This window comes from Nocardiopsis terrae, assembly GCF_014651695.1.
GTDB classification, from domain to species: Bacteria; Actinomycetota; Actinomycetes; order Streptosporangiales; family Streptosporangiaceae; genus Nocardiopsis; species Nocardiopsis terrae.
The window spans coordinates 68,038-80,053 of the sequence record NZ_BMXJ01000003.1 but is presented as its reverse complement, the minus strand read 5'-3'; the positions used below and the strand labels follow the sequence as shown (position 1 = coordinate 80,053).

Here is a 12,016-nt window from a genome sequence, read left to right as displayed (position 1 = left end):
GGTGGCCCTGGGCGCTGGGTGCGACGCCTTCGGGACCGGTTCGCGTCGCCTCGGCGGGGTGTGCGGCGCTCCGGGCCAGGGGCACGGCGGTCCTCGGGTTCCAGGGCCTGTGGTGCGTGGACGCGGGGGTGCGTCACCCCGACCACAGGGAGTGCTTAGGTTTGCCTAACCAAATTTAGGGTGCACTCACCAGGTTCGCAATCACGCAGATGTGACACCGTTCTTCTCAAAACGGACAGCGTCCGCCCTGCTCACTCCGGTTCGCCACCCCAGCCGCCCCTTCCCGCCCCGACAGTTTCCTGGCCGCCACGGCCCGCTACCGGATCCCGGAGGTGCCACCACGACAGGGGTCACTGCGAGCGGAAGCGCCCCGGGCTCATCCCCGTCACCCGCCGGAAGACCGTGCCGAACGCGCTCGCCGAGTGGTAGCCGACCCGCTCGGCGACCTCCTCGATCTCCTCGCCACCGGAGAGCAGCGTGATCGCGTGCTGCACCCGGGCGGCGGCCAGCCACTGGCTGAACCCGAGCCCGGTCTGCTCGCGGAAGGCCCGCGTGATGGTCCGGGTGCTCACACCGAGCCGCGAGGCCCACGCCGCCAGGGTGGTGGTGTCGGCGGGATCCTCGCGCACGGCGGCGACGATCGGTGCCAGCAGCGGCGACTCGGGGATCCTCAGCAACAGCTCGACCGGGGCGGGGACCAGCAGGTCGAGCACCAGCGCCTCGGTCTTGGTACGCGAGTCGGGGGCCAGCCCCTCCTCGTTGAGCCGGTCGAGCAGGAGCCGCAGCAGCGGGGTGACCTCCACGGCCACGGGGGCGTCCGAGATCGCCGGGACCGCGCGGATGCTGAAGTGCGCGGAGTGGTGCCAGGTGCCCGCGGGCGTCCGTCCGGAGTGCGGCGTCCCGGCCGGGATCCACAGGCCGACCGAGGGGGTGATGGTCCAGACCCGCGCCCCGACAGCGGCCGAGGAGGCTCCGCGCCGGTTCCACAGCAGTTCGTGCGTCGGGTGCGAGTGCTCCTCCCAGAACGTGTCCCGGTCGATGACCTCCTCCGTGCCGCGGACGACGAAGGGCACGTCGATCTCCCCCGCCGCGTAGCTGGGGAGCCGACGACTCGTGTCTCGTGTGACCACGCCGTTCAGATTACGCCCCGCCGACCAGCCCGAAAGCAGTGAAGGGTAGCCTTGCCTTATTTTCCGCGAGAAGGAGAGTTCTGATGGCGTTGACGCGTGTGGGAACGGCCGTGTCCGGCCGACAGGGCGGTGTGGCGACGGCGGCCGCGCTCTCGCTGCTGGTGCTTGCGGGCTGCGGACCGGCCCAGGAGGGCGGGGAGGACGCCGCCGCCTCGGACGGAACGTACCCGCTGACCGTCGAGACCTCGCACGGGGAGGTCACCATCGACGAGGCCCCCGAACGGGTGGTCGCCCTCGGCTTCGCCTCGGCCGAGGAACTCCTCTCCCTGGGCGTGACCCCGGTCAGCGTGGCCGAGGACCCCGAGACCCTCGACCAGAGCGTGCCCTGGATGGCCGAGGAGATCGCCGACATCTCCGACCCCGGCCTGATCACGGCGGACGGCGAACCCAACCTGGAGGCGATCGCGGCCGCCGAACCGGACCTGGTGATCGCCCAGACCTACCAGGTGAGTGACCAGGCGGCCTTCGACCGGCTGAACGCCGTCGCCCCGACCGTCACCCCCGCCACCGACGCCGCCAACGCGGACTGGGACGAACGGCTGCTCAAGACCGCCGAGGCCGTGGACCGCACCGCCGAGGCCGAGGAGCTCATCGCCGGGATCGAGGCGGAGTTCACCGGGATCGGCTCGGCCGTCCCCGGCATCGGGGACCGCACCTACCAGTGGGTCCGCGCCGACACGACCGGGTACGCCTTCGGCAACGGGGCCCTCTTCGAACTGTTCGGCCTGCGGCCGGCCGACAACCAGGACAACACCCAGACCTCGGATCCGCTGTCCCGGGAGAACACGGCCGACCTGGACGCCGACCTGCTCGCCGTGTGGGCACCGGGTGACGAGGAGCGCGAGCAGATCGACGGGGACCCCCTCTTCCAGAGCCTGCCCTCGGTCGAGGCGGGCACCGTCTACTACGCCGACCTCGCCTTCGCCAACGCCATCAACTCCGCCGGACCGATGAGCCTGCGCTGGCTCGCGGAGGAGCTGCGCCCGACCGTCGAGGCGCTCGGCTGAGCGGGGCCGCCCCCTGCGGACCGGGAACGTGCCCGGTCCGCGGGGGCTCGGAACGCTCAGAACGAACGCTGGTCCCGGCGCAGGGGGTGGTCGTCGGGGATCTGGACCAGGACGATCCGCACCCCGTCGGGATCGGCGATCCACGCCTCGACCAGCCCCCAGAACTCCGTCCTGGGCTCGCGCAGGCCCTCCGCCCCGGCCGCCGTCAACCGCTCGTACTCGGCCCGGACGTCGCGCACCTGCAACCACAGGGAGAGCGGCGGCACCCCGGCGGGCTCGGAGCTGCCGGAGACCTCCAGCAGCCCGTTGCCCAGGAAGAACACGGTCCCGAGCGCCTCGGGGTCCCCGAACTCGCGGTGTACCGCCAACCCCAGGACGTCGCGGTAGAAGGAACGGCTGCGCGCGAGGTCGGTGGGCCGCAGCAGGATGCGGCTGCTCAGAACGTCCATGCCCGGCATGATCGCACCCTGCGCTCCCCCGGAGAAGCACCCGGGCGCCGCGTTGGGAGGGATACCGGGCCCGTCGAGAGCACGGGAACGGCCCCGCCGAGCACTGCTGCTCGACGGGGCCGACACGGCGGACGCCGCTGACCTCGAGGTACCGCTCTGCCGGGTCAGGTGCGTGAGTCCACCGGAGTGCGGGGCTCCTCGGCGCCCTCGCCGCCCCCGTCGCCTCCGTCCGAGCCCTCGCTGCCCCCGCCGGTGGCGGGCGCGGTCGCGTTCAGCCGGTCGCCCTCGATGTCGACGTTGGGCAGCAGCCGGTCCAGCCACCTCGGCAGCCACCAGGTGGCCCGGCCGAACAGGGCCATGACCGCCGGGCCGAGCGTCATCCGGACCAGGAAGGCGTCGATGAGGATGCCCACCGCCAGGACGAACGCGATCGGCTTCAACATCTCCACGTGGCCGAACACGAACGAGGCGAACACGCTGATCATGATGGCCGCGGCCGCCGTGACCACGCGCGCCCCCTGGGTGAAGCCCGAGGAGATCGCCGCCATCGGCTCGCTGCCGTGCACGAAGTCCTCCCGCATCCGGGAGACCAGGAAGACCTCGTAGTCCATGGCCAGGCCGAACAGGATGCCGATGACCAGGGTCGGCATGAAGGCCAGCAGCGGCCCCGGCTCGACGCCGAACAGCGCGGCCCCGTGGCCCCACTGGAAGACCACCACGGTCAGGCCCAGCGAGGCGCCCGCGCTGAGCACGAAGCCCAGCGCCGCCTTGACCGGCACGAGCACGGAGCGGAACACGACGGTCATCAGCACCAGGGCGAGCCCGATCACCACGGTGGCGAACACCGGAAGCGCGTCGGCGAGGCGTTCGGAGATGTCGATCGCGGCGGCGGTGGCGCCGGCCACCACGATCTTCGCGCCGATCTCCTCGTCCACCTCGTCCTGGAGTCCGCGCACCTGGTGCAGCACGTCCTCGGTGGCGGTGTCGGAGGGCCCGCTCTCGGGGATCAGCACGATGATCGCGGTGTCCTGCACCTCGCTGAGCTGGGGCGGGAACACCTCCGCGACCCCGTCGACCTCCTCCATCCGCTCGGCGACCTCGTCGGCGGCGGCGGGCATGTCGGGCAGGCCGGTCAGGTCGGCCACCACGGCGAGCTGCGCGGTGTGGCCGGGGCCGAACTCCTCGCTGATGATCTCGTAGGCCTGGCGCTGGGTGGTGTCCTCCGAGCTGGTCTCGTCGCTGGGCAGGCCCAGGTGCATGCTGCCCAGGGGCAGCAGGAGCGTGCCCAGGACCGCGGCCACACCCAGGACCGCGATGAGCGGGCGCCTGGTGACCATGCCGATCCATCGGGCGCTCATGGTGCGCTCGGACACCATCGCCCTCTCGGCGCGTCGGCCCAGCACCGGCAGGCGCCCGGCCGTGACCCGGTGCCCGACGAACCCGAGCAGGGCGGGCAGCAGCGTGATCGCCACCAGTACCGCCACCGCGACCGTGACCATCGCGGCCACACCCATGATGGTCAGGAACGGGATCCGCACGACCGACAGGCCGAGCAGGGCGATGATGACGGTCGCACCGGCGAAGACCACGGCGCTGCCGGCGGTGCCGATGGCGCGGGCGGCGGACTCGGCCGGGTCCCAGCCCTGCGACACCTGTTTGCGGTGGCGGGAGAGCACGAACAGCGAGTAGTCGATGCCCACGGCGATACCGAGCATCAGAGCCAGGATCGGGGCCGTGCTGGTCAGTTCGATCAGGCTGGAGGAGGCGTAGAGCAGCATCATGCCGACACCGACGCCGATCAGCGCCAGCAGGATCGGCAGGCCCGCGGTGATCAGGGCACCGAAGTTGATGACCAGTACCACCAGTGCGGCGACGAGGCCGACGGCCTCGCTCGCGCCCATGGAGGGCACCTGGTTGGTGATGGCCGGGCCGCTGAACTCCACGTCCATCCCGGCGTCGCGGGCCTCGTCACCGGTGGCCAGGATCGCGTCGACGGTCTCCGCGGGCACCTCGCCGTTGCGGGCGTCCAGCTGCACCTGGAGCATGACGGTGTCGCGGTCGTCGGAGAGCTGCGGGACCTGGTCGAGGACCTCCTCCTCGTCGAAGTCGGGGGCCTGGCGGGCCACCTCCGCCAGAGCCTGCTCCTCGGCCTCCGGCAGCTGCTCGGCGATGACCTGGTCCCGGTTGGGGGTCTCCGGCGGCACCAGCCCCTCGACCCCTTCGCGGGCGGCCTCCAGGGCCTCCTCCTCGCCTTCGGCGATCCCGTCCTCGTACTGCTGGCGGGCGTCCGCCACGATGCCGTGCGGGCTGATGACCGTCTCGACCTCGGGAGCGTCCGCGAGTTCGTCGGCGGTGGCTCGGACGGCGTCGGCGTACTGTTCGTCCTCGATGACGTCGGAGCCCTCGGGGGCGCTCAGCACCGCGGTGACCGACTCGCCGGTGGTGGAGAAACGCGCCTCCATCAGGTCGGTGGCCTGCTCCGACTCGGTCCCGGGGATGCGCAGCGCGTCGTTGAGGGGGGCGCGGAACATCAGCGCCGCTCCGGCTGCGACCACGAGGACCAGCAGCCAGGAGACCACGACCAACCATCGTCTGCGGTAGGCGAACCCACCCAGACGGTAGAGCAGACCAGCCATACTCATTCCTCTCAACCCTGTTCGTTTCGCCGCCAGCCCATCCGACCGCGATGAGGCGAAATGCCGAGAACCATGAGATTTCGATGAGAACGCGACACCACCGGTGAGATCATCGTCACGGTGGTGCGCCAGGGGGTCCGGCTCGGGGTCGGGCGGGGCCGGGAACCGCAGGGTGACCGTGGTTCCCTCCCCCGCGGCGGAGGCGAACTCGGCCTCGCCGCCGTGCGCCCGCATGACGGCCCGGACGATGGGCAGCCCCAGCCCGCTTCCGGGGCGGCCCGACGCCGAGGCGTCCCGGTAGAAGCGCTCGAAGACGAAGGCCGCGCTCTCCTCGTCCATGCCGGGCCCGCCGTCCGCGACCTCCAAAACGACCCGGCCGTCGACGCGGCGCAGCCGGACCGTCGCCGGACCGGCCGCCGGGGTGTGCACGCGCACGTTGGCCAGCAGGTTGGAGACGACCTGGCGCAGCTCCTGTTCGTCGCCGACCACGAGCCCCTCCGCGGAGGCCTCGGTGCGCCACTCGCGTTCGGGTTGGGCGGCGCGGGCGTCGGCGACGCTGTCGGCCACGATCCGGCCGAGTTCGACGACCTCGTGCCTGGGGGCGGGGCGTTCGTCGAGACGGGCCAGGTAGAGGAGGTCGTCGACGATGGCGGCCATGCGCTCGGACTCCTGCTGGGATCGGGTGATCACGTCGGGCCGTTTGGCGACGTCGACCACCCCCTGGGCGACCAGTTGCAGGTAACCGCGGATCGAGGTGAGCGGGGTGCGCAGTTCGTGGGAGGCGTCGGAGACGAACCGGCGCAGCCGCTCCTCGGAGCGCTCGTGGCCGTGCAGGGCCCCGCGCAGGCGCGCCAGCATGCGGTTGATGGACAGGGTGAGGCGACTGACCTCGACGGCTGCCCCGGGGGCGGGTTCGGGCACGCGGCGTTCGAGGTCGCCGAGGGCGATGGCCTCCGCGGTCTCGACGACGTCGTCCAGGGGCCGCAGCCCCCGGCGGATGACCGCGGTCCCGGCGAGCAGCGCGAGCCCCAGCATGGCCAGGCCGACCAGCACCTGGATCGCGACCAGCCGGTGGACGGTGGCCCCGACCGGGTCCAGGGGCTCACCCGTCAGGACGACCGTGTCGTGGTCGGGCAGGTCCAGCACCATAACCCGGTACTCCGAGCCGTCGTGCTCGACCGTGAACACGCCCTCGGGCGCGTTGTCGGTGTCGATGTCGCGCACCAGGGTCGGCCCCGCGCCCTGGAGCCGGTGCACCCGGGGATGGGGGTCGCCCGGGGCGCGGGTGACGAACTCCGCGACGAAGTCGCTGGGCGTGCGGATCTGCTCGACCAGTTCGTAGGGGTCCTGGGCGAAGATGTCGTCCTGGTGGGCGCGGACGAAGGCGGCGCTGGTCTCGATGCGTTCGTCGACCCGGTCAACCAGGTACGAGCGCAGGAAGGTGGCGCTCGCCGCCGCCACCACGGTCAGGGCGAGGAGCATCAGCACCGCGTTGAGCACGACCATGCGGCCGCGCAGGGTGCGCCACGGCGCCCTCACCTGCTCTCCCCCTCGCGGAGGGCGTAGCCGAACCCCCGCTGTGTCTGGATGAGGTTGGGGCCGTGCGCGCCGAGTTTGCGGCGCAGGTAGCCGACGTAGGTGTCGACGATGTTGGAGCCGCCGGAGTAGCCCTCGCTCCACACCTCGTCGATGATCTGCGGGCGGGAGAGCACCCGGCCGCTGTTGAGCATCAGGTAGCGCAGCAGGTCGAACTCGGTGCGCGAGAGCGGGACCGGGTGGCCCGCCCGGCGGACGACGCAGGCCCGTTCGTCGAGTTCGACGTCGGCGAAGCGCAGCAGGCCCTCCGTCTGTTCGGGTCGGGGGCCGGGGCGGGTCCGGCGCAGGACGGCCCGCACCCGGGCGACGAGTTCGTCGGTGTTGAACGGCTTGGTGACGTAGTCGTCGCCGCCGTAGGTGAGCCCGGCGACCCGTTCGCTGTGGGCGTCCTTGGCGGTGAGGAAGACGATGCCCAGGTCCGGGCGGGAGCGCCGCAGGGCGCGGCACACGTCGAACCCGTCCCCGTCGGGGAGCATCACGTCCAGCACGACCAGGTCGGGTCCGAAGGCGTGCGCGGCGGTGTGCGCCTCGGCTGCGGTGGCGGCGGTCCGCACGTCGAACCCGTGGAACTCCAGGACGGTCGCGACCATGTCGAGGATGTTGGGTTCGTCGTCGACGACGAGGATCTTGGCTTGGAGCATGGTCCGTCCATCACAGCCGAAGCGGATGAGAAAGGGATGAGAGCCCGGGTCACGCGGTTGCGCGGGGTCCGTGGCCCGGCCCGATCGTAGCCCCGGCCCCTTCCCCGGCCGGCCTCACCCCCGTGGCAGGTGGGGGCGCACCGGGGCGCCCGCCGGGCACCGGCTCTGCGGTGCCCGGCGGGCGCGGTGCCGCCGTGGGCTACTCCTCCGGGGTGAGGCGCATGAAGGTGACCGAATGCGCCGGGAAGGTGTGGGTGAACGTGCTGTCCACGCCGTCGATGGTGGAGGTCTCCGGGCTGACGGGCCGGTCGCTCGCCGTGTTCTCGGCGGCCGGGTCGGCCTGCAGGACGGTCAGCTCGGCGCTGGGCCCCACCCGCGCGGAGCCCAGGTCGATCGACGTGCGGGCCGCCTCGCCCTGGGCGTTGACGACCTTGACGATGAGCTCTCCGGTCTGCTCGTCGCGGGTGACGACCTGGCGGAACGGTTCGGGCTCGGACGCGGTGAAGCTGCCCCACTCCTCGCCGTCGAGGTGGAGGGTGACGTCACGTCCGCGCACCTCGACGCGGATGTCGTACGCGCGGCCGGACTCCACGGTGGTGCCGTCGGAGACGACGAGGCTCTTCGCGCCGCCGGAGGCGCGCTCCACCGCGGACTGGGTGTTGTTCCACCCGCCCAGGTTCCACCAGTAGTAGTCATCGGTGCCCTGGACTCCGAACCCGACGAGGAAGCCCTCGGCGCCCTCGCGCTTGGTGGCGGTCACCTCCAGGTCGTAATCGGTCCACCCGGGGTCGCCGGCGGTGACCATCGTGTTCTCGCCCGAGGGCTCGGTCTGTACGTAGGCGCCGTTCTCCACGGTCCAGTTCCCGGCGTCGGTGACGTGGGTCCACTGGTCGGCGCCGGAGGAGAAGTCGTCCTCGAGCAGTGTCCCGCCGTCGGCGGAGGCCACCCGGACGTCGTCGTACTCGGCACTGGTGTTCCAGGTCGACAGTCCCACCGCGCCGGTGATCGGCCCGCTGACACCGGGGGTGCCGGAGGCGGTGCTGGGCACCACCCGGTCTCCGGTGTTGGTGGAGAAGAGCCGCTGCACCTCGTAGTTGGCCGAGCCCCAACTGGTGCCGTTGTTGAACCAGATCATGTCGGGGGTCCATTGGGTGCCCCAGTCGGCGGCCAGCAGCGGGGCGTAGGAGACCATCTTCACCACGTCGGCGTTGCGCTCCAGCCCGGTCATGTAGGCGGCCTCGGCCAGGGCGTTGGAGAACTGGTTGCCCTGTGAGGCGAACTCGCCGAGGTAGACGTCGGGGCCCTCGCGGTCGTAGGAGTCGTAGCGCTCGTTGTTGGCCAGGAACCAGGCCGGCGAGTTGTAGTAGTGCTCGTCGACCATGGCGGCTCCGTGCTCGCGGTTGAGTTCCCAGGCGCGATCGAAGACGGTGCCGCCGGAGGCCGGTCCGGAGTTGCTGACCACGGTGACGTCGGGGTACTCGGCCCCGATGGCGTCGCGGAACTGCAGGAAGCGCTCGAAGAACGCGTCGGGCAGGTTCTCCTCGTTGCCGACCTGCACGTGGGTCAGGCCGAACGGCTCGGGGTGGCCCATCTCGGCGCGCACGCCGCCCCACTCGGAGTCGGCCGGACCGTTGGCGAACTCGATGAGGTCCAGGGTGTCCTGGATGTGGCGCTGCAGCAGTTCGGGATCGTCGGTGACCCGGTTCTCACCGCAGCCGGTGACCAGGGCGGGCACGACCGGCAGCGGCATGGCGCCGAGGTCCTCGGCGAACCGGAAGTACTCGTAGTAGCCCAATCCGTAGGACTGGTTGTAGCCCCAGAAGTTGTGGTTGGTCGCGCGCTCCTCGACCGGCCCGACCGTGTCCTTCCACTGGAAGGAGCGCTCGCGCGGCCAGTCGGGGGCTTCGTAGGCCTCGTGGCTGCCGGTGTTGACCAGGCAGCCGCCGGGGAAGCGGACGAAACCCGGGTCGAGTGCGGCGATCTGCTCGGCGATGTCCTTGCGCAGGCCGTTGTCATGGCCCTTGAAGGTCTCGTGCGGGAAGAGCGAGACCATGTCCAGGTCCAGCACGCCGCCACCGCTTCCGGTGACCGACAGCCGGCCGGCGGTGCTGGAGGCGGTCGCGGTCAGCGTTCCGGTGTACTGGGCCCAGTCGCCCCGCACGTCCAGGGACAGCGGCTCGGCCAGCGGCTCGCCCTGGGCGTCGTGCAGCCGCACGGTCACCGGGTCCGGGCGGCCCGGGGCTTTCACCCACACCGAGAAGTCGTACTCCTCCCCCTCGGTGACGGGAATTCCGGTGGAATATCCGCTGTTGACCACGCCGTATTCGCTGCCGTCGGTGGGCAGTACGATCCGGAGGTAGTTGCGGTTGCGCTCGTTGAGCCAACCGGAGTTGTTCACCACTCTCGCCTGGCCGTCGGTGTTTCCGGATCCGGCCTCCTCCCAGGCGGTCATCGGGGTGTAGTTCCCGTTGTCCGCGGTGCTGTATTCGAAGGAGCGGTTCTGCACCAGTTCGGCGTAGAGTCCGCCGTCGGCCGCGTGGTTGATGTCCTCCATGAAAATGCCGTACATCTGGTCGCTGATCTGCGGCCCGGCCTCGGAAACGTCGATGTCGATGCTGTAGTCGGTCGCTGCCGACGCGGGGGACGCCGTGGTCACGACGCACAGCAGTCCGGTGAGAAGCGCGCACGTGGTGCGCGCCGATGTCCTTCGGTTCGCTCGCAAGTCTCCTCCGAGGGGGTATACCGGCGCCGGACGCCGGTCGGTGGTTGCGGGATGTGGCGAGTCGCTCAGGCGGGGGTTCTCGACGGCAATAGGCGTTGCAAATCAGGGACCGGGGCGCGCATTAAACGACCTTTGTCCCGACGTTCTCTATTTGTATGTTAGCGCTAACATTACGAGTATGAGACGATCAATTTCGGCCGAATGTATTTTTCTAGATATAGCTTCGCCACCACGGAGGTGTCAAGGGGTGTTCTACGGGTGAAACCCGTGCGCCGGTTTCACCTGCGGGGTTGGACCCGCCCGCATCCCGCCGCACTCGCTGAACGCGAGCGGTACTCCAGCCCCGCTCTCCCGCGGGCGTCGGAGGTGGCCCATGAGGCACACGAGCCAGACGTCGCCCAGGGAATCGATGGACCACCCCGCCTACTGAGTTTCTCGTTAGTTGTGTGGGCATGAAGTGTTCGGCTGTGTGAGCATGGCGGCATGCCCCCGCGAGACGGACCTGCCACCCCCACAGAAGCTGTTCCGCCGCTGACCCGCCCGCAGGTGGCAGAAGCCCGACGGATGCGTGCGGTCGAACTCCTGGACCAAGGCCACCCCCAAGCTCAGGTTGCGCGCATGCTCGGAGTCACACCCGAGAGCGTGCGGCGATGGCAGCGGCAGATGGAACAGGGCGGAGTGGCCGCGCTGCGCCGCCGTCCGCCCACCGGCCGTCCCCGCAAACTCACCGACAAGCAGGTGGAACAGATCCGTGTGGCCCTGGAGGAGGGTGCCCTGGCCCACGGGTTCGCCTCCGATCTGTGGACCCTGGAGCGTGTGGGCCTGGTTGCCGAACAGCGGACGGGTGTGTGCCTGTCGCGGGCCTCGGTATGGCGGTTGCTCACCCAGAAGTTGGGATGGAGCCTGCAACGGCCGCAGCGCAAAGCGGTGGAGCGCGATGAATCCGAGATTGCCCGATGGGTGGCCCATGAGTGGCCACGCATCAAAAGGGGGCCTTGAGAAACCGGGCGTGGATCGTTTTCTTCGACGAATCGGGCGTGTCGCTGCTACCTCAGGTGTGCCGAACATACGCACCTCGCGGCCGCACTCCGACCCTGCGCCATCGGTTGAACTGGAAGCGGGCGTCGATGGCCGCCGCGTTGGGCTACCACGCCGCCGAGGCCGAACGCGGTGCCCGGTTGTGCTTCGACCTGCGCCCGGGCAGTTATGACACCGACGCTTTGATCGCGGTCCTGAAGCAACTCAAGACCTTCTACGAGGGCGAACGCGTGGTGCTGGTCTGGGACGGGTTGAGTGCGCACTGGAGCCGGGCCATGCGGGCCTGGGCTGCTGAGCAGGACTGGCTCACCCTGGAGCGGCTGCCCGCCTATGCCCCCGAACTCAACCCCGTGGAGATGCTGTGGTCAGCGATCAAGACACGGGAGTTGGCCAACGTGGCCGGTGACCACCTGGCCGACGTCGCCGACGCGGCAGAGCGAGGCATCAACCGTGTCTGCGAAGAGGGCCGGCTTCCATGGTCCTTCCTGGCTCATACCGGGCTGGAGATCCATTCTCCGACCCCACACAACTAACGAGAAACTCAGTAAGCAGGCGCCTACCCTGGAACAGGGACTACGTCGCGCACCCCGCAAAGGGTGAGGGAATCAAGATGCTGAATGAAAAGGTCTCATCCTGCACGAAGCCCCAGCGTTCGGTGGTATTATTGGTGGTTTCCACACGCTAGCACGAGACTGTGACCTGCACACTCAGACTTAAAAGATTCAAGTTCCCATTCC

General features: G+C 70.2%; 8 protein-coding genes. 3 read left to right on the top strand and 5 right to left on the bottom strand.

Annotated features, from left to right (window positions below; all coding sequences use genetic code 11):
• Window positions 1-350: 350 nt before the first annotated feature.
• Window positions 351-1,130: a helix-turn-helix domain-containing protein gene (locus IE195_RS08205; protein WP_229826134.1), complete on the bottom strand. Its 780-nt coding sequence runs from the start codon at window positions 1,128-1,130 to the stop codon at window positions 351-353.
• 83 nt (window positions 1,131-1,213) lie between these two features.
• Here IE195_RS08205 and IE195_RS08200 point away from each other — a divergent pair, with 83 nt between their 5' ends.
• On the top strand, window positions 1,214-2,197 hold the full coding sequence (locus IE195_RS08200; RefSeq protein ID WP_191269232.1) for an ABC transporter substrate-binding protein: 984 nt from the start codon (window positions 1,214-1,216) through the stop codon (window positions 2,195-2,197).
• Window positions 2,198-2,253: 56 nt separating this feature from the next.
• Here the strand turns inward: IE195_RS08200 and IE195_RS08195 are convergent, their stop codons facing one another.
• The 4 genes from IE195_RS08195 to IE195_RS08180 form a co-directional block, all read right to left on the bottom strand.
• Window positions 2,254-2,646 (bottom strand): VOC family protein, encoded by a 393-nt coding sequence (locus tag IE195_RS08195; protein WP_191269230.1) that lies wholly within the window; start codon window positions 2,644-2,646, stop codon window positions 2,254-2,256.
• A 164-nt stretch (window positions 2,647-2,810) separates the two neighbouring features.
• Window positions 2,811-6,821, bottom strand: coding sequence for an MMPL family transporter (locus IE195_RS08190; RefSeq protein WP_229826133.1), 4,011 nt, complete (start codon window positions 6,819-6,821; stop codon window positions 2,811-2,813).
• Window positions 6,818-7,519, bottom strand: coding sequence for a response regulator transcription factor (locus IE195_RS08185; protein WP_191269228.1), 702 nt, complete (start codon window positions 7,517-7,519; stop codon window positions 6,818-6,820). The genes IE195_RS08190 and IE195_RS08185 overlap by 4 nt, the downstream gene beginning before the upstream one ends.
• Before the next feature lie 199 nt (window positions 7,520-7,718).
• Window positions 7,719-10,241 (bottom strand): alpha-L-arabinofuranosidase family protein, encoded by a 2,523-nt coding sequence (locus tag IE195_RS08180; RefSeq protein WP_229826132.1) that lies wholly within the window; start codon window positions 10,239-10,241, stop codon window positions 7,719-7,721.
• Window positions 10,242-10,724: 483 nt separating this feature from the next.
• Between IE195_RS08180 and IE195_RS08175 the strand changes: the two genes are divergently transcribed.
• The gene (locus tag IE195_RS08175) at window positions 10,725-11,240 is read left to right on the top strand and encodes a helix-turn-helix domain-containing protein (protein ID WP_308428417.1); all 516 of its coding nucleotides are present in this window, start codon (window positions 10,725-10,727) and stop codon (window positions 11,238-11,240) included.
• The gene (locus tag IE195_RS08170; RefSeq protein ID WP_229826131.1) at window positions 11,213-11,812 is read left to right on the top strand and encodes an IS630 family transposase; all 600 of its coding nucleotides are present in this window, start codon (window positions 11,213-11,215) and stop codon (window positions 11,810-11,812) included. Before IE195_RS08175 ends, IE195_RS08170 begins: the two co-directional genes overlap by 28 nt.
• Window positions 11,813-12,016 lie beyond the last annotated feature (204 nt).